Below are 16,591 nucleotides of genomic sequence, written 5' to 3'. Positions count from 1 at the left end.
CGCTTCAGTCGCCGGCCGCGGCGGGCGCTCTCGACGTCTCGAGGGCGTCGAGACAGTCGAGCCACTCGAGCATGTACTCGCCGACGTGGACGAAGAACTCGCCGTTTCGGTACGCCTCGAACTCGCCCTCGGCGAGTCGCTGTGCCATCGCCTCGAAGACCGCCGCGTAGCGGTCGGCCGCGTCCTCGGACTCGTCGACGTCCGGTTCGACGCCGTCGACGAGTTCCCAGAGGTGTTCGTTGAGCTCGAGGCCGGCGACCTCGTTGTGGAGGTCGTCGAACGTCGACCGCGGGGCCTTGTTGTGCTCACAGAGCGGCCGGCCGTTGTAGAGCCGCGTGCCGAGGAGGTCGCAGGCTCGCTTGAGAAAGACGCCGCTCCAGATGTCGTCGAAGCGGCCGACGTCCCACTCGTTGTCGTCCATCGGGAGCTGATAGAACGCGGGGATCACCTCCCGGCGGAACGCGAGGTTCATCGAACACACCGTGAGATAGTTCCCGCGGGCGGCGACGAAGTCCCGTTCGAAGTCGGCCGCGGTCGTCCGCGTCTGGGCCTGCCCCTCCAGGTCGCCGTCCATCAGGATCCGAACCGCATCGAGGTCGGGGACGTTCGTCCACAGCCCCTGGGAAGCGACGACCTCCCCGGAGTCGAGTGCGACGGTGTCGGTTTCGACGGTCTCGTTCATCGCCGAGTAGGGATACCCCCGGGGGTACAGACCGTGCTCGTCGGCGTTCTGGTAGAGGACGTTCACCCACTGTTCGTCGGATCGGACGCGCTCGACCTCGCCGCCGAAGGCGAGATTCGCCATGTGGCGGCCGAAGTAGTCCGTGTCGTCGTGGGGAAGCGTGTCGTCGTCGATGAAGACGCCGTACTCGAAAGCCGTCTCGACCCACATGTACAGCAGTCCGAAGCTCGTCTCGGCGTGGCTCGCGGCCGGGACGACGTGGGCGTACTCTTCGACTCCGTGGGTCTCGTACCACTCCTCGCGGCGCGTGCCGTCGAAGACGGCTCCCGCCACGTCGAGGTCCTCGAGCATCGCCCGCATCGCTTCGGTGTCGCAGAAGTCCTCGGTGACGAGGACGAAGAACAGCCGGTCGGTGTCGAAGCCGTGCTCGCGTGCGTTCTCGACGTACGCTCGAACGCAGTCGTACTCCCGTATCGTCGGGACGATGACGCAGACGTCTCGCTCCGCTCGGTTCGGACGCGATTGCATTACGCCCCTCTTTTTAGGACAACCTAAAAAACGTGCCGATCAGTCCTCGCCTGCCCCTCCCGGTGAATCGCCCGCCCCGACGGTCCCACTCGCCCACGCCGGGGCACCGCCGCGGACGCGGCGCTATTTATATCCCCCCACGGAATCATTTATATACCCTTTCGGCCGCCCGACCGGCCGCTGTATGGGGGTGTGTCCCACACTCTCGGGTCCCCGGAATCGCCGCGTGGGGGTCGCTCTCGGCGGATTCCCCGGCGTTCGGCGGGGCGCGGTCGTGTCGCGAAAAAACACAAAACATATACCCGATTCGTTAGATGGATGGGACGTACCCCTACCCATGACCTCTGGGAGACTCAGTACGTCTGCGGGTGAGTGCGTCGGTGCGGCGCGGTGCGTCGACCGGTCGATTGGTGTGTCCCCTCGCGGGACGATCCAGGACGGAAACGGGTCGGAGGTCGATGTGGTTGCAGTGCGATGCGATGCAGTACGACACAACACATGACACGAAACTATAACAACAAGAAACTGCGCGCCGTCTTCCTGGCAGCGCTCATGTTCCTGTGGGTCTTCGCAGGGACAGTAGCGTTTGCTGGTGGAGCCGCTGCGCAGGCTACTACAAATGCGGACGCTTCACTGCAGGTTACTACTGCAGGTGAAACGACGCAGTATGACGTATCGTTTACCACAGACAGTGACTTTGACCAAGTCGACATCACATTCCCTGATGCGACACCACAAAACCTAGCTGCTATAGCCAGTGCCAATGAAGTAAGTACTGGCAGCGGGTTTTCTGGAACGGTCTCCGGAGTTACCACGATCACCAACGGTCTATCCGTCAGCTTGTCTGCTACGGAAACTGTTTCGACCGCAAGTTCGTTCACCCTTAATGTTGGGGACGGAACGACTGGCGTCCAGAATGCCGGGTCTGCAAGTACTGGAAATAGCTTGACGGTTGAGACTGTCGATGGAGGCACAACTCGGGACTCCAACACGAACTCCGACGCTTACGATATTACGCCGGTCCAACTCGACGTGTCCCCGGCCGAGTCGACCGTCGGTGAAGGTGAAGAGTCCACGTTCACCGTCACGGCGACCGACAGCCAGGACGCAGGAATCAGCGGCATCACGGTCACGCTGAATACTGATGGTGCTGACGACGGCACGGATACCGATGGAGATACGAAAAACACGGATGCCGTTGGTGAAACAACGTTCTCAGTCGCCGACTCTAACGCCGGCGATAGTCCGTTCGTGCTCACGCTTACAGAGGGGCGAACCTCTCAGACTGTCAACCCGGTTCTCCGAGTTCAGGCGGCTCAGTCAACAGCTGACCTGACCTACGCGACCGACGGCTCGCTGGCCTACCAGGGTCAGGATGTCTACGTCTTCGGTCCGGATATCCAGGACACCGGCGGCTACGAACTCCGTGGTGTCGAGGCCTTCGATGCAGGCAGCGTCGATGACAGCCGCTTCGAAAAGGAACTCGACACGACTGCGTTCGACCCGACGACCAACGTCCAGAACTTCATCGACGAGTACTCCGTCGGTACGCTGAAGTTCGCACTCAGTAACGGCTACCTCGACAGCAATGTCGCTGGTGAGGATGTCGGCGACATCACCGTTACAACCGGATCCGGAACGCCTGATGCGACTACGGTCCGTTCCGACCAAAGCTTCAACAACGGTATTGATGGCGTCTCCGGTCTGACGTCCTCTGATACTGATGAGACAGCCATTCTCGAGTCTGAAACGTCCGACCTCGACGCTGACAACTACTACGTCGCGGGGAACGGCCTCCCGACCGACGGACAACTCGAACGTAGCGGCACTTTCGAGATTACCGTCCAAGACCTCGAGACCACCTTCGACCCCGAAGAGGAAGACCTGCCGGCGATCAGCGATGACTACGAGGACAGCCTCGTCGAATTCGAGGTCGACTCCAGCCGTGGCACCTACACGACCAACGTGACCGCCAACGGCGACCTCGACAACGACGAACTGTTCAACCTCTTCGTCAGCAACGCACTCGTTCAGAACGGCGACGCGAATATCCAGAACAACGGTTCGGTGACCATCACCCACGGTGGCACGGGCGACGGGAACACCTACGACAGCGCATTCGAAGCGCTCCAGGATGGTGCCCTCGCAGACAGTTCCACTACTGATGCCGATAGTGCCGATCAGCTGAGCGTCAACCTCGCTGGTGGTGGCGACGCCAACTACGACATCGAAAACGTCGCTGGCCCCAGCCTCAGCGACTCGGCTGCCGGCCCTCTCAATGTCCTCTTCTACCAAGACGATGAGGACGACTCCGACGAGAAGGTCCTGTTCTACCAGAACCAAGATGTCGATGACACGGACGTCTCGTTCATCGGTCAAGACGCAGCTGAATACGAGTTCAGCTTCGATGTCCACGACACCGAGGCGACTAGCTCCTCGACGGCTACCGTGGCCGACGAGGATGTCACCATCGACTTCAGCGAAAGCGTCTACACGCAATCTGCCGGTGACATCGTCACCGTGACCGCCGACATGGAGGATACTGACGAAGCACTCCTCCAGTTCGGTGACGAAGAATCCGACTTCGTCGACGTCATCTACATCGAAGACGATGACGACGACGACGAAGTCACCTTCCAGATCAACACGCGCCTGATCGGCACGGGCACCAGCGAGAACGTTCTCAACTCCGAGGACGATATCGCCGAGAGCCTGATCGCTCAGACGCTCAGCGAAGATCCGACTGACACGACTACCAACAACAACGGGCTCGATGTCTACGGTGATGCAGTGAGTAACTGGGAGATCCAGCCTGAGTTCTACGACGACGCTGATCTGGGTGGTAACAACCAGATTTCCTTCACGCAGTACCTCGAAGAACTCGACACGCTGGATAACAACAACGACCATCCGACCACACAGCTGATCCGACCGATCCAGCCGACGGACTACAGTCTGGCCGCGACTGGCTCGACTGAGTTCGTCGCCGAAGACGGCGAGTCCAGCCTCGACGAAGAGGATGGCTTCGCAACGATCGATCTCCAGAACCCCAGCCTCGGCGAGACGAACGTCTGGGTTGGACCTGAAGAAAACGCTGACGAGTACGACACGATCTCCGCACTCGTCGAAGACAGCCCGCTCACGCAGAGCGAGGACGTCGCCCTTGACGACAAGGTCGTCATCCAGATCGAAGCCTCCGGTCTCTACGGCCACATGGTCGCGGTCGAAGGTAACTTCGATCCGGTCATCCCTGACGAAGAGGAGAGCTTCAGCCCGAGCACGCTTGACGCACTCGCGCTGAACCCCAGCAGCGGAACGGTCGACAACGTTGACCGTGACGGTGAAGGTATCTCCCTGACGTTCGAGAGTTCCGACGATATCGGCAACCAAGGCGAGAACGAGATTGATCTCGCGAACGCGGCGAGCAACGAGATTGATATTCTCGTCGACAACGAGAACGGCGAACTGTACATCGTCGTTGACTCCGACGCCGAACCGTTCACGCGTGAACTCAACGCAGACACGGACTTCGATGTCGCACTCGAATACGAGACCGACAGCGATGATCGGTTCGAGTTCTTCAACGAAGGTGCCACATCCGGTATTAACACCGGCACGGCACAGGATACCGCGCCTGGCAGCATCACCGACCCCGGTATCGGTAGTGTCGATGATCTTGGTCCGCACGGCGAGGCCGGTGGCGACTCCGGCGACGTCGACGATCAAGACGACGCCTATCCGTACTTCGCAGCTGGAGAAGGCGCTGTGACCAGTGCCTCCTTCACCTTCGAGGAGCGGTCGGCCGAGTTCGACAATATGCAGAACGAGACGGTTATGATCTCGGCGGGTAACGAGACGACCGTGTCGGGCACGACGAACGTCGCGCCTGGTTCGGACGCAACGGTGCGTGTGAGCCAGCGCGGTGAGACGGAGAGCTTCCTGGAGAGCCAGGATGTGAACATCTCCGACGACGGCAGCTTCGAGGCCACCTTCGACTTCGGTGACCGCGAGGCTGGCGACCAAGCGACGGTCGAGTTCCGCGTTGCGGGCGAGACTGTCCAGTCCGACGACGGTCTCTTCGGCGAGATGGCCGCCGAGACGCCGGAACCGACGCCGGAACCGACGGCAACGCCGGAACCGACGCCGGAACCGACGCCGGAACCGACGGCCGAACCGACCGAAGAGCCGACGGACACGCCCGAACCCGAGGGTCAGCCCGGCTTCGGTGCGGTCCTCGCGCTCGTGGCACTCCTCGGCGCTGCACTGCTGGCAGCCCGACGGAACGCCAACTAACGCCGACAAGTAACTGACTCCCGGATCGGCCGGGATTCAGTCTCCCCTTTGCGGTGCGGTGCTGTGCTGTGCCGTGCGGTTTCGCGGTGCGGCTTCATTTTTTCGCGCGACGCTTCGACCGAGAGCGACGGTACCGACGTCGGCGGACGGTCGTACACCTCCGCGCTCCCGACCGGACCGGTGACGGCGCTCGCCTCGTACTCGAAGGTCGCCCCCAACGCATCGCGGGGCCGCCGCCTGTCCGCGCGGCGGGCCTCGTCGGGGACCGTCGCCACGCCGTCGTCTGAAGGGGCATACCCGAACCGGGACCCACGGCATCGAGCGCTGTCTCCCGCGTGCCGGACGAAGGTGGTGGCGTCGCCGGCGTCGTTCCACGACGGCCCGCTGGGGGCTGCCACGTGCGGAACTGTTAATACTGTCAGTCCGATACGCACGTATATATGTCGGCGGACAAACGAATCCCGGTGACCGAGGAGACGCGAAAGGAGCTCCACGAGTTGAAAGAGCCCGGCCAGACGTACGACGACCTTCTGCAGGAACTCGCCCGACAGCGACGACGGCAGGATCTGGAGCAACGCTTCCGAACGCTGGAGGAGACGCCCCGCGACGAGTTGACCTCCCTCTCGGATGGGTGAGTACGATGTCCTGCTCGGCGACGACGCCCGCGAGTTCCTCGACGTCGCCGACGGGAAGACCGAGCGAATCTGCAGGGAGACCCTCGGCTATCTCGCCGAGAACCCCTATCCGGGACGCGGCCGTGGCGACACAGAGCGGCTCCCCATCGACGGCCGCCGCGACCGCTACCGAATGCACATCTCCCGAACCTACACGGCCATCTACACCGTCCTGGAGGACGAAGCGGAGGTGCGCGTGCTGGAGATCGTCCCCATCGACGAGGCACACAAGCGGTACGGCTTTTGAATGCAGCGACGCCGGAGCCGACGCCGGAACCGACAGCGGAGCCCGAATCGACCGCGACGTCCGAACCCGAGGGTCAGCCCGGCTTCGGTGCGGTCATCGCGCTCGTGGCACTCCTCGGCGCTGCACTGCTGGCAGCCCGACGGAACGCCAACTAACGCGAGTAACTAACTGACTCCCGGATCGGCCGGGATTCAGTCCCCCCTCTGCTGTGCGGTGCGGTGCAGTGCCGTGCGGTTTCGCGGTGCGGGTTCATTTTTTCGCGCGACGCTCCGACGGACAGCGACAGCGCCGGACGACGGCTGTACACGCTCTGCGCCCCCGATGGATCGGCGGCTCCGATTCCCCGTTCGTACTGCGGACAAACTGACAGCGTCTCTCGGACGTTTCCAGCTTCAGCGACGAATCCCCCGCAAACCGGGTCGAGAAGCACTACTCGCAAACCCAATACGAAGAGTACGTGTCTCCAAACTCGGACGTGGAGACGCTGCGTGGTTGTCAATAGTGGCGGGCGTATTCGTGGGGATACCACTGGTGGAGCGAGACGACTTCGACGAGGCAGCGCCCGGTGAGATCGTTCCCACGACGACATCGAAGGGGACGTATTCGGCGTTCCGACCCGACCCGCTTCCGTCCACGGTCAATACTGAACAGCTCGTTACGAAGCTCCGTCGCGGAACCGCTCTATCGGTACCTCGGAGACGCCGTCGTAGTCGTCGTCGCCGCCGACTAGAAGCGTCGCCTCGACGTACTCGGCGGTCGCCAGCGCGAACGAATCACCGAGCGCTGGGTTGTACTCGAGACCGAACTCCGAGGCCGCCATCCAGGCATCGCTAACGTCCACGGGTTCGACGCCGAGGTCGGTGAGCCAGTCGAGATACTCGTCGGCGGTGGCCCGGTCGTACTTCCGGGCGATGACGTAGCGGATCTCGGCGAGGGTCACGCAACTGGCGTACCCGGTCGCGTCCCCGACGGCGACTGCGTCGAGGTACGCCTTGACGACGTCGCTGCCGGGTTCGGCGTCCGCATGAGCGATCAGCGGCTCGGCGTCGAAGACGATGCGGTCGGGCGCCGCCATCACGTCTCCGAGGGGAACTGTGCCTCGCGCTTTCGTCGGTCCCGCTCGCGCTTCTCGCGGAGTAGCTCGGATGCGGGCGTGTCGGTCGATGCCTCGCTGCGAGCGGCGAACCCGCGCATCTCGCTCGGGGAGCGAACCCGCTCGACGAGTATCTCGTCGTCCTCGGTCTCCCGGAACAGCACCTTCCCGGGAGCCTCGATCCCGAGCTTCTCGCGGAACCGCTTCGGAATGGTCGCCTGCCCGTGCTTGGTGACGGCGACGATCTCTTTCTCAGAGTCACTCAACTGTTCTGTCTCACTCATTATTCATACTCAACATACGTTCATACATAACGCTTTCTCGCGCCGGCAAACGGTCAGTCCCGTCGTTCCGTCGAAGAACGTCGGCCAGCCACGCCCCCCCGGACCGCCGATCGCGCCGGGACGACCGACGCCGACTCCCCACTGCGGGCGGGCCGAACCCACCTCTCCCCGATCCGTACGATTCAGTTCAGAATCCTTATTCGCGACGGCGCTGAATCACACGATGAATGGACGTCTCCGTCGTCGTCTGCACTTACGCGATGGATCGCCTCGAACCCTTCGTCGAGGCGGTCGAGAGCGTCCTCGCACAGACCCACGACGCCCTCGAGGTCGTCCTCGTCGTCGACGGCGACGACGCGGTGTACGAGCGCGTCCGCGAGCGCTTCGGTCCCGACAGCGACGCCGCGGCGGGCTTTGCGGGTGACATCGTCGTCCACTGCAACGACGCGAACCGCGGCATCTCCTACAGCCGGACCAAAGGCGCCGAGCTGGCTTCGGGGGAGGTCGTCGCGTTCATCGACGACGACGCCGTCGCCGACCCGGACTGGATCGAGCGGCTGGTCGACGTCTACGAGACGACCGACACGCTCGCCGTCGGCGGCTACGTCGCCCCCGACTGGCAGACGGCCAAACCCGAGTTCTTCCCCGAGGAGTTCTACTGGCTCGTCGGCTGCACGGAGCGGGGCTTCGCCACCGAGGGCGAGGAAGTGCGCAACACGTACGGCTCGAACGTCTCCTACAGACGCTCGGCGTTTCTCTCCGTCGGCGGCTACGATCCCAACACCGGCCGGAAGGGGGACAGGCACGTCCAGGCGCACGAGGCCCCGGTCGGCATCCGGCTCCAGGAGCGCTACGGCCACGGCGTCGTCTACACCGACGATGCGGTCGTCCACCACAAGCTGTTTGCGTACCGCGGCGACGTCCGGTGGCTGCTGTTCCGGTCGTTCTGGCAGGGCTTCTCCAAGCGCGTGCTGGCGATTCTGTACCCCCGAAGCCAGGGCAACGAGGGGGCGTACCTCCGGGACCTCTTCGTCAAATACCTCCCCGAACGGGCGAAGAAGGCGCTTCTGGGCCCGTCGCTCGCGCAGGCGAAACAGATCGCCGCGATTCTCGCCTTCACCGCCGCCGTCGGCCTGGGCTATCTCTACGGGCTGACGAAGCCCCGGCGGGAGCTGCTCCGCGAGGCGCCCGAGTGAGGCGACGGGCGGCCCGACTCATCGCCGCGCCGTGATGCGCCCCGCCACCACTCCGACGGCCACGAGCGCCAGCCCGATCACGGCGTTGAGCCCGGCCCCGATCAGTTCGCCGCCCGCGGCGTTCACGCTCGCGACGTACAGAAAGAACAGGCCCACGAGGGCGTGCAGCGCCACCACGCCCGAGGGGACGTTCGCGCCGAGGTCGAAGCCGATATTCATGTTATCGTCTCCGCGCCCCGGGCACAAAAGCCTGCGACTCGCGGAACGGTGCGCAGTCGACCGATCGTCGACCGCCCACCGACCGGGCGCGTCGTGACCTCACGTCGACAGAAAGGGCAGCGCCACCGGGAGGTTCCGGTCGACGGTCTCGCGGAAGCGCGGCGAGATCGCGAGCAACGCGAGGAAGTACACGCCCGCGCCGAGGCCGACGAGGACGAACACGGTGGCGAGGTTGTGCTCCAAGAGGCGGTAGGCGTTCTCGACTCGACGGCCCGCGAGGACGACTCCACCCATCGCGAGCGCGGCGAGGCACTGACGGCCGATCTCGCGGTAGGGGATCGCGACGTCGACGATCGCACCGAGCGAGCGGTGGGCGGCGGCGAGGCTGACGGCGACCGAGAGCGCGGTCGCGACCGCCGCGCCGAGCCACCCGTACAGGTAGATCAAGACGACGTTCGACGACACGTTCGAGACGACGAAGAGGGCGTTGACGCGGAAGGCGCGGTCGGGCCGGTCGATCGCGTTGAGGGTGTTCAAGAGCTGGTTCTGGTAGCTCATAAACAGGTTCGCGACGATCAACACCGCGAGCACCGTCGCGCCCTGCCGGAACGCCTCGCCGTAGATCGCCAACAGCCGGTCGCCGACGATCACCCCGCCGACGAGCCCTGGGATCAACAACAAGCCGGCGTAGGCGAGGGCGTCCTCTGTGAGCGAACGCACCGCCTCGGGGCTCTCGTCGGCCGAGAGACGGCTCATCTCCGGGAACAGCGTCGAACTGATCGCCCCGGCGAAGAGGATGAGAAACTGCGCGATACCCCAGGCGGCGGCGTAGATGCCCACGAGCGACGAGGGGACGAAGAGCCCCAACACGAGGACGTCGGTGTAGTTGAACAGCCGCGATTGGAGCCGCCCGAGCCAGGCGAACTTGGCGTACTCGAGGAGGCTCCGGAAGTGGCGCCGCCGGGGCCGCGCGATCCCCGAGAGCTCGCGGGCGACGACGGCCGCGCCGACGGCGGTCGCGACGAGAAAGCCGCCGACGTAGCCGAAGAACACGCCGGCGAGTTCGAACCCGGCAAAGAGTGCGCCGATCTGGAGGAGCCCCCGTCCCCCCGTCTTTACCGTCTGGAGGGCGCCCTGCGTGCCGACGCGGTGGAGGCCGCTCAGAAGCGACGCGACGGTCGACCACGCGAGCGTGGCGAACAGCACGGCGGCGACGTAGCCCGTCGCCGGGTAGCCGACGTAGGCGTCGACGTACGGCCGGGCCAACGCGAGCGCGACGGCGAGGACCGCGAACAGCCCGCCGATCGACACGGCCGCCGCCGCGGCGTATCGCTTTCGCTCCGTGCCCTCGCTGACGCGCTTCGAGACCGCCCCCGAGAGGCCGACCTGCCCGAGGATCGCGAGCCAGGAGACCAAGGCGACCACCTGGTAGTAGATCCCCAGGGCGTCGGCGCCGAGCAATCGAGCGAAATACACCGTCGCCACGAACCCCAGGGCGGACGCTGCCAATCGCGAGAGAAAGTACACCACCGACGTCTGTCCCAAATTCATGACGGGCGCGCGCTCGGACACGAATCCGCGAGCGGCGCCCAATAACGCTTCGGTCCCGCGATCGACAGCCGTTGTGGGCGTCGCCCCCGTCGTCGCCCCCGGCGACCGACCGCAGCGCTATTGTGTTCGTCCGGGCAACCCTCACGCATGCGACACCACCTCCGGCGGGCGAAACACGTCTACGAGACGCGGGGGCTGGTGGAAACGGTCAGAGCCGCGCTCGGCTACGCCCCCATCGAACTCAACAACCTCGCCTTCCGGTCGCGATACGGGTCCGGAACGCGCGTGATGGACGAGAAGTGGGACACGCTCGTCGTCCTCGACGCCTGCCGGTACGACATGTTCGCCGACCGCGCCGAGGCGTTCGCCGGGCGACTCGACGCCGACTGTCGGTTGGAGTCGCGGATCTCGCTCGGGTCGACGAGCGAGGAGTTCCTCGAGTGCAACTTCGCGAACGGGACGTTCCACGACACGGTGTACGTCAACACGAACCCCTATCTGCCGAGACTCGGCCTCGACGACGGCACGTTCCACGCCGTCGTCGACCTGCTCTCGGCGTGGGACGACGACCGCCAGACCGTCCACCCCGAAACCGTCGTCGAGGCGGCGCTGGACGCCCGCGATCGGTTCCCGAACAAGCGCCTGATCGTCCACTTCATGCAGCCGCACTACCCCTTCATCGGCGAGGTCGGGCGGCGGATCGACGCCCGGGGGTGGTGGGCCGACGCGTCCGCCGCCGACCCCGGCTCCGACGGCGGGGCCGTCGACGGCGACTCCGTCTGGCAACGCCTGCGAAACGGCGACGACCTCGATATTGAGTTGGTCTGGCGGGCCTACCGCGAGAACCTCGACGTCGCCCTCGACCACGCCGAGACCCTCCTCGCCGACCTCCCCGGGCGGACGGTGCTGTCGGCGGATCATGGCAACCTCGTCGGCGAGCGCTTCCGGCCGATCCCCTCCCGCCGCAAGTACGGCCACCCCTACGGCGTCTACCTCCCCGAGTTGGTCCGGGTGCCGTGGTTCGTCGTCGAGTCGACCGACCGGCCGGCGATCCGCGCCGACCCGCCGATCGAGCAGCGATCGCCCTCCGAGACGGACGTCACGGACCGACTCGAGGCGCTCGGATACCGGTGAGCCGCGGGCGACCGAAAGACCCGTACCCCGAGCGATCCCTGAAGCACGTATCCGATGACCGTCAGCTTCTCGCAGTGGCTCGAAGAAAGCCGCGAGCACCTCCAGGCGGAGAACCGCTCGCTCCCGAGCCGGCTCGCGCGGCCGCTGTACTACGTCTACGTCGGCGCGCTGTTGAGCGCGACCAAACACTACCGCTGGGGGACGAACGTCTTCGACCGCGAGTGGGACCTGCTCGTCGTCCTCGACGCCTGCCGGGTCGACGCGCTCCGCGAGGTCGCCGACGAGTACGACTTCCTCGGCGACGTCGAGCCGATGCCCTCCGTCGGCAGTACTTCCTTCGAGTGGCTGAACCACACGTTCGGTCGGGGGCACGCGGACGCGATTGCCCGGACGGCGTACGTCACGGGCAACAGCTACACGCAGCGGGTCCTAACCCAGCGCGGCGATACGGGCCACGCCGCGATGCCGTTCGGACCGACCGACTACGACGTCGTCCCGCCCGAGGCGTTCGGCTACATAGAGGAGTTGTGGCGGGCGGACCTCGAGGGCGACCCCGAGTGGACCGTCGGCAGCGGCGATCGGACGCGGCGCTCGCCACGCTACGCGACCGACCGGACGATCGCCGCCGCCCGGGAGCGGGACGCCGACCGGCTGATCGTCCACTACATGTACCCCCACGACCCGTACCCGCTGGCCGAACCGGCGCTGTTCGAGCCGTTCGACCCGCTTCGGGCCGGCGACGTCTCCCGACAGCGGGTGTGGGATGCGTATCTGGACAACCTCCGGTTCGTCCTCGACGAGGTCGAGCTACTGCTCGAAAACGTCGACGCCGAGACGGTCGCCATCACCGCCGACCACGGGGAGGCCTTCGGCGAGTACGGCTTCTACCGACACGTCATCGGCTGCCCGCTGTCCTGTATGCGTCGGGTGCCGTGGGTGGAGACGACGGCGACCGACACCGGCGAGCACGACCCGGCGGCCCCCGATCCGACCGAAACGGGGACCGTCCCCGCGAGGGACCGCCTCGAACAGCTCGGATACCTGTAGCCCCCCTGGCTCGGCGGATCACTCCTCGAGGATTCGTGCGATCGTCCGGTCGAGTGCGTCGGTGTCGACCCGGATGTCGACGCCGACCCCCTCGCCCTCGAGGTAGGCGTACGTGTGGCCGAGCGCCGCCGCGAGTCGGTCGAACGTCGCGATCTGTTTGCCGCCGAACAGCTCGATCACGGCGAGATCCTCGCCGAAGACGATGTTCGTCAGCCCCGCCCCGTGGGGACCGACGACGAGGTCGGCCCGCGAGAACAGCGCGACCTGCTCGCGGACGCTCAACTCGCCGGGGAGGTACGTGTCAATGTCGTACCGATCCAACACGCCCTGAAGTTCGTCCCGGTTCGCGACGCGTCTGACGGTCGCGTCCCCGCGGGCGACGTAGACGCGTTCGCCGCCGTCGGTGTCGATCGCGTTCGCACGCGCACTACCCGCTTTTTGCCCCACCCTGGCCGGCTTCGACGGCCGCATTCGGTCTCTGAGCCACTCGCACTCGGCCGGCGTCGGATCCGGAAACGTGGGCACGACGAGCGTCTCGACGGCGGCGACCCCGTCCCCGAAGCGGGCGACGTCGCCGCCGTAGTCGACCATCGAGAGCGATTCGGCGACCCACCCCGGCGGGTCCGGCGGGACCAACAGCGTGGGATAGCGTCCCGTTTCGGCCCCGTAGCGTTCGAGCAGCCGGATCCGGGGGAGACACTCCATCGTCCAGTGGTAATAGTTGAGCCACGGCGGGACCGCAAGTGTCGCGAGCTCGAAGCGTCGGTCCGGCGTCGTCCCGCCCCCCGAGAGCACCCCGAGCGTCCGTCCGAGTCCGTTCGCACGCATCGACTTCGCGAGCGTGACGCCGGTCCGTCGCGGGCCCAGCGGCGGGGTGGCGACGGTGTCGACGACGACGCGCCCCTCGGTGGTCACGCCGGGGCCGGTCGGTCCCAACAGCGTCGCATCGGGCACCTCACAGACGAATCGGCCACCGGGATCGTAACGCTCGGGCGTCGGCCGCCCGCGAAACCCGCCGGCCGCCTTGATCCGCATCGACCCCTCGTGGGGCTCTGAGACGACGCAGTCCCCCTCCGCTCGGAGCTCCGATCGACTGATGGCGTCGATCCGCCCCTCGAGATACCGACGGTAGCCGAGCCGATACAACAGGACGTCCTCCAACAGGAGGGTCCTCGCTTCCCGGAGCAGCTCGCGCCCCCCGTCCGTCCGATACTTGCGGAGCGCCCGCCCGGGAAGGTTACCCAACTCCATGCTGTCCGGACGTTTTTGAGTAGAGGGTATAACGCTACCGGGAGCGAACGGAGCCGTCGACACGCGGACGCGAAACCCGAACGGATAAACCGATCCGAACCGTCGATCCGGGCGGATGAGTCGCCCGAACGTCCTGCTCGTCGTCCTCGACAGCGTCCGAGCGAAGAACGTGGGACTGTACGGGCACCACCGCGAGACGACCCCGTTTCTCTCCTCGTACGCCGACGGCGCGACCACCTATCGGCAGGCGAGAGCGCCCGGCATCCACAGTGTCGCGAGCCACGCCAGCGTCTGGACCGGCGCGGCGGTCGAAGAACACGGGGTGACGCGCCACGAGGACCGGCTCCGACCCGACACGACGATCTGGGAGGAACTCTCGGCTGTGGGCTACCGGACGGGGATCTTCACGGTCAACTCCGTGCTCGCTCACGCCTCGAACCTGACCGAGCCCTTCGATCACGCGCGGACGCAGACGTTCTCGGGGTCGTCGAACAAGCCCTTCCCCGACGCCCACGGCCCGACGGATTCGGCCACGCACGACGGACTCTCGGGCAACCTGCGGCGCTCGCTTCGCGACGACCGGCCCGTCAAGTCGCTGTTCAACTGCGCCCACCACGCCTACGAGAAGCGCCGCGGCTCCCTCGAGGAGACGCTCGACTCCGGGCAGTTGATCGAGGCGTTCTTGGGGTGGGCGGCCGACGACGGCGCAAGCGCCGGAGGCGCCGAAAACGACCGTCCCTGGGCGGCGTGTCTCAACCTGATGGACGCCCACTTCCCTTACGAACCGGCCGCGAAACACGATCTGTGGGGCGGCGAAACGCTTCGTGCGCTCCACGCCGAGTTCGAGAAACCGCCGGCCAACGAGTTCGTCCAGGGGCGGCCCTGGTGGCAACTCGAGGCGTTCGAGCACCTCTACGACGGGGCGATCCGGCAGGCCGACGCCCACCTCGAGCGCCTCCTCGGCGGGCTCGAACGCGCGGACGTCCACGAGGAGACGCTCGTCGTGATCACGAGCGACCACGGCGAGGGGTTCGGCGAGATCAGCCGACTCACCGGCCGGACGCGACTGGTCGATCACAGTTGGGGAATCGACGAGGTGTTGACGCACATCCCGTTGGTCGTCAAGTACCCGGGCCAGACCGACCCGGTCACCGTCGACGCGCCCGCGACCCTCTCGGCGTTCCCCGACACGGTTCGGGCGGCGCTCGAGGGGTCGGCATCGCGCGATTCGTTCGTCCCCGACGGCCCCGTCGTCGCCTCGACGGAACGGCTCCTCGCCGAACATGATGGCGTCTTCGAGGGCAGCGACGAGGCGGCGAGAGATTACTACGGCCCCTGGCGGGCGACGTACGAACGCGCGGGCGACGACACGATGAAGTCCGCAACTCGCGGCGAGGACGCGCTCACGATGCGAATCCGCGACGCTCAAGAGGCGATGACAGTCGATCGAACCGGCTCGGAGCGGGTCGAAGAAGCCTTCGAGACGCTCGGACCGATGGAGCTGAAAGGCGACGCGGGGACGGTCGAGTCGGACGTCGAGGATCGCCTCGCCGATCTCGGCTACCTTCGCTGACCGACCGGGGACCCGGAATCGGCTACATAGGCTGTCACGTCGAGGTCACCCTCCCCGAGAGCCCACATCATCCGGCTCGCGACGATCATCACACGGGCTTTCCGTCGAACGGTATCTCGAATCCCCCACCTCGCCCCCACGCGCTGTCTGTTCGTCCGACTGGACCGACGATGGCGAGGAGCCGAGACCATCGACCCGGCAAAGGCCTTTATATCGACTCCGCGAATCGGTGCCTATGGGAACGATCGACCTTCCGACGGGCGTCTACGAGGCGCTGAACGTCCCCGAAGACGAACGAGAGGACGTGGTGCGTCGCGAGTTGGCCGTGGCGCTGTATCGCGAGGGGATCCTCTCGGTCGGCAAAGCACGGGAACTCTCGGGGCTGTCGCGCCGCGAGTTCCATCGCCTGCTCGGAGAACGCGAGGTCGATCGCCACTACACCGCGGCGGAACTCGACGAAGACTTCGAGTATGCCCGACGGTGAACTCGTCGTCGGTGACACGTCGCCGCTTCTCAACGTGGCGTTGATCGGCCGGCTCGATCTCCTTCGAGAGCAGTTCGACGGCGTCACCGCCCCCGAACAGGTCTGGGACGAGCTCGCGGCCGGTGACGACGGACTCGACGACCTACGCGCGCTACGGGACGGGGGATTCCTCGAACTCGTCCCCGTCGAGGAGTCGAGCCTGTTCGTCGAACTGCGGCGCGAACTCGACCGGCTTCGAGCCGAAGGGTTCTGGATCAGCGACGAACTGTATCACGACGTGCTAGACGCCGCCGTCGCCACCTGACCCGTCGAATCAAATATATCAACGGATTTAT

16 protein-coding genes and 1 pseudogene are annotated in these 16,591 nt (G+C 65.7%); 11 read left to right on the top strand and 6 right to left on the bottom strand.

Annotated elements, in window-relative coordinates; genetic code table 11:
• Positions 1 to 4 precede the first annotated feature (4 nt).
• Entirely contained in the window at positions 5 to 1,210 is a 1,206-nt protein-coding gene (locus NMLP_RS12085) for a hypothetical protein (protein WP_015410404.1), read from the bottom strand.
• Between the two features lie 474 nt (positions 1,211 to 1,684).
• Here NMLP_RS12085 and NMLP_RS16225 point away from each other — a divergent pair.
• The 5 genes and pseudogenes from NMLP_RS16225 to NMLP_RS16025 all read left to right on the top strand — a co-directional run.
• A pseudogene (locus tag NMLP_RS16225) lies at positions 1,685 to 1,810 on the top strand (surface glycoprotein); the annotation flags it as partial.
• Between the two features lie 432 nt (positions 1,811 to 2,242).
• Positions 2,243 to 5,503: a BGTF surface domain-containing protein gene (locus NMLP_RS12080; protein WP_049926540.1), complete on the top strand. Its 3,261-nt coding sequence runs from the start codon at positions 2,243 to 2,245 to the stop codon at positions 5,501 to 5,503.
• 440 nt (positions 5,504 to 5,943) lie between these two features.
• Positions 5,944 to 6,138: a hypothetical protein gene (locus NMLP_RS12070; RefSeq protein WP_015410401.1), complete on the top strand. Its 195-nt coding sequence runs from the start codon at positions 5,944 to 5,946 to the stop codon at positions 6,136 to 6,138.
• On the top strand, positions 6,131 to 6,424 hold the full coding sequence (locus NMLP_RS12065) for a type II toxin-antitoxin system RelE family toxin (RefSeq protein ID WP_015410400.1): 294 nt from the start codon (positions 6,131 to 6,133) through the stop codon (positions 6,422 to 6,424). The genes NMLP_RS12070 and NMLP_RS12065 overlap by 8 nt, the downstream gene beginning before the upstream one ends.
• Positions 6,421 to 6,579 carry a PGF-CTERM sorting domain-containing protein gene (locus NMLP_RS16025; protein ID WP_084260809.1) on the top strand — a complete coding sequence of 53 codons (159 nt, stop codon included), beginning with the start codon at positions 6,421 to 6,423 and terminating at the stop codon, positions 6,577 to 6,579. The genes NMLP_RS12065 and NMLP_RS16025 overlap by 4 nt, the downstream gene beginning before the upstream one ends.
• A 500-nt stretch (positions 6,580 to 7,079) precedes the next feature.
• Here NMLP_RS16025 and NMLP_RS12060 read toward each other — a convergent pair whose 3' ends face one another.
• Both NMLP_RS12060 and NMLP_RS12055 read right to left on the bottom strand, forming a co-directional pair.
• Entirely contained in the window at positions 7,080 to 7,499 is a 420-nt protein-coding gene (locus tag NMLP_RS12060) for a type II toxin-antitoxin system VapC family toxin (RefSeq protein ID WP_015410399.1), read from the bottom strand.
• On the bottom strand, positions 7,499 to 7,801 hold the full coding sequence (locus NMLP_RS12055) for an AbrB/MazE/SpoVT family DNA-binding domain-containing protein (RefSeq protein ID WP_015410398.1): 303 nt from the start codon (positions 7,799 to 7,801) through the stop codon (positions 7,499 to 7,501). Before NMLP_RS12055 ends, NMLP_RS12060 begins: the two co-directional genes overlap by 1 nt.
• Positions 7,802 to 8,028: 227 nt before the next feature.
• Here NMLP_RS12055 and aglG point away from each other — a divergent pair, with 227 nt between their 5' ends.
• Entirely contained in the window at positions 8,029 to 8,997 is a 969-nt protein-coding gene (gene aglG, locus NMLP_RS12050; protein WP_015410397.1) for a glucosyl-dolichyl phosphate glucuronosyltransferase, read from the top strand.
• A gap of 18 nt (positions 8,998 to 9,015) precedes the next feature.
• On the opposite strand, the gene NMLP_RS12045 is transcribed toward aglG, so the two are convergent.
• Positions 9,016 to 9,216, bottom strand: a complete 201-nt coding sequence (locus NMLP_RS12045) for a hypothetical protein (RefSeq protein ID WP_015410396.1) — start codon at positions 9,214 to 9,216, stop codon at positions 9,016 to 9,018.
• A 99-nt stretch (positions 9,217 to 9,315) separates the two neighbouring features.
• Complete coding sequence (locus tag NMLP_RS12040; RefSeq protein WP_015410395.1) at positions 9,316 to 10,767, bottom strand: oligosaccharide flippase family protein; 1,452 nt, start codon at positions 10,765 to 10,767, stop codon at positions 9,316 to 9,318.
• 147 nt (positions 10,768 to 10,914) lie between these two features.
• Between NMLP_RS12040 and NMLP_RS12035 the strand changes: the two genes are divergently transcribed.
• Together NMLP_RS12035 and NMLP_RS12030 are read left to right on the top strand one after the other, a co-directional pair.
• Positions 10,915 to 11,901: a hypothetical protein gene (locus NMLP_RS12035; RefSeq protein WP_015410394.1), complete on the top strand. Its 987-nt coding sequence runs from the start codon at positions 10,915 to 10,917 to the stop codon at positions 11,899 to 11,901.
• A gap of 54 nt (positions 11,902 to 11,955) precedes the next feature.
• Entirely contained in the window at positions 11,956 to 12,948 is a 993-nt protein-coding gene (locus NMLP_RS12030) for an alkaline phosphatase family protein (protein ID WP_015410393.1), read from the top strand.
• 18 nt (positions 12,949 to 12,966) lie between these two features.
• Here the strand turns inward: NMLP_RS12030 and NMLP_RS12025 are convergent, their stop codons facing one another.
• The gene (locus NMLP_RS12025; RefSeq protein ID WP_049926535.1) at positions 12,967 to 14,199 is read right to left on the bottom strand and encodes a glycosyltransferase family 61 protein; all 1,233 of its coding nucleotides are present in this window, start codon (positions 14,197 to 14,199) and stop codon (positions 12,967 to 12,969) included.
• Positions 14,200 to 14,314: 115 nt separating this feature from the next.
• On the opposite strand from NMLP_RS12025, the gene NMLP_RS12020 reads away from it, so the two are divergent.
• The 3 genes from NMLP_RS12020 to NMLP_RS12010 all read left to right on the top strand — a co-directional run bounded on the left by NMLP_RS12020 (position 14,315) and on the right by NMLP_RS12010 (position 16,560).
• The gene (locus tag NMLP_RS12020; protein ID WP_015410391.1) at positions 14,315 to 15,772 is read left to right on the top strand and encodes a sulfatase-like hydrolase/transferase; all 1,458 of its coding nucleotides are present in this window, start codon (positions 14,315 to 14,317) and stop codon (positions 15,770 to 15,772) included.
• Positions 15,773 to 16,007: 235 nt separating this feature from the next.
• Complete coding sequence (locus tag NMLP_RS12015) at positions 16,008 to 16,256, top strand: UPF0175 family protein (RefSeq protein WP_015410390.1); 249 nt, start codon at positions 16,008 to 16,010, stop codon at positions 16,254 to 16,256.
• Positions 16,243 to 16,560: a hypothetical protein gene (locus tag NMLP_RS12010; RefSeq protein WP_015410389.1), complete on the top strand. Its 318-nt coding sequence runs from the start codon at positions 16,243 to 16,245 to the stop codon at positions 16,558 to 16,560. The genes NMLP_RS12015 and NMLP_RS12010 overlap by 14 nt, the downstream gene beginning before the upstream one ends.
• The last annotated feature ends 31 nt before the right edge of the window (positions 16,561 to 16,591 follow it).

The sequence above is a fragment of the Natronomonas moolapensis 8.8.11 genome (assembly GCF_000591055.1).
GTDB lineage: Archaea > Halobacteriota > Halobacteria > Halobacteriales > Haloarculaceae > Natronomonas > Natronomonas moolapensis.
The sequence above is the reverse complement of the archived record's forward strand: the minus strand, read 5'-3'. Positions and strand labels throughout refer to the sequence as shown.

Excerpts from the sequence above, each read along its gene's own strand:
- NMLP_RS12045 (WP_015410396.1), bottom strand. The coding sequence starts at position 9,216 with ATGAATATCGGCTTCGACCTCGGCGCGAACGTCCCCTCGGGCGTGGTG.
- NMLP_RS12025 (WP_049926535.1), bottom strand. The coding sequence starts at position 14,199 with ATGGAGTTGGGTAACCTTCCCGGGCGGGCGCTCCGCAAGTATCGGACG.
- aglG (WP_015410397.1), top strand. The coding sequence starts at position 8,029 with ATGGACGTCTCCGTCGTCGTCTGCACTTACGCGATGGATCGCCTCGAA.
- NMLP_RS12085 (WP_015410404.1), bottom strand. The coding sequence starts at position 1,210 with ATGCAATCGCGTCCGAACCGAGCGGAGCGAGACGTCTGCGTCATCGTC.
- NMLP_RS12060 (WP_015410399.1), bottom strand. The coding sequence starts at position 7,499 with ATGGCGGCGCCCGACCGCATCGTCTTCGACGCCGAGCCGCTGATCGCT.
- NMLP_RS12010 (WP_015410389.1), top strand. The coding sequence starts at position 16,243 with ATGCCCGACGGTGAACTCGTCGTCGGTGACACGTCGCCGCTTCTCAAC.
- NMLP_RS12015 (WP_015410390.1), top strand. The coding sequence starts at position 16,008 with ATGGGAACGATCGACCTTCCGACGGGCGTCTACGAGGCGCTGAACGTC.
- NMLP_RS12055 (WP_015410398.1), bottom strand. The coding sequence starts at position 7,801 with ATGAGTGAGACAGAACAGTTGAGTGACTCTGAGAAAGAGATCGTCGCC.
- NMLP_RS12040 (WP_015410395.1), bottom strand. The coding sequence starts at position 10,767 with ATGAATTTGGGACAGACGTCGGTGGTGTACTTTCTCTCGCGATTGGCA.
- NMLP_RS12070 (WP_015410401.1), top strand. The coding sequence starts at position 5,944 with ATGTCGGCGGACAAACGAATCCCGGTGACCGAGGAGACGCGAAAGGAG.
- NMLP_RS12020 (WP_015410391.1), top strand. The coding sequence starts at position 14,315 with ATGAGTCGCCCGAACGTCCTGCTCGTCGTCCTCGACAGCGTCCGAGCG.
- NMLP_RS12030 (WP_015410393.1), top strand. The coding sequence starts at position 11,956 with ATGACCGTCAGCTTCTCGCAGTGGCTCGAAGAAAGCCGCGAGCACCTC.
- NMLP_RS12035 (WP_015410394.1), top strand. The coding sequence starts at position 10,915 with ATGCGACACCACCTCCGGCGGGCGAAACACGTCTACGAGACGCGGGGG.
- NMLP_RS12065 (WP_015410400.1), top strand. The coding sequence starts at position 6,131 with ATGGGTGAGTACGATGTCCTGCTCGGCGACGACGCCCGCGAGTTCCTC.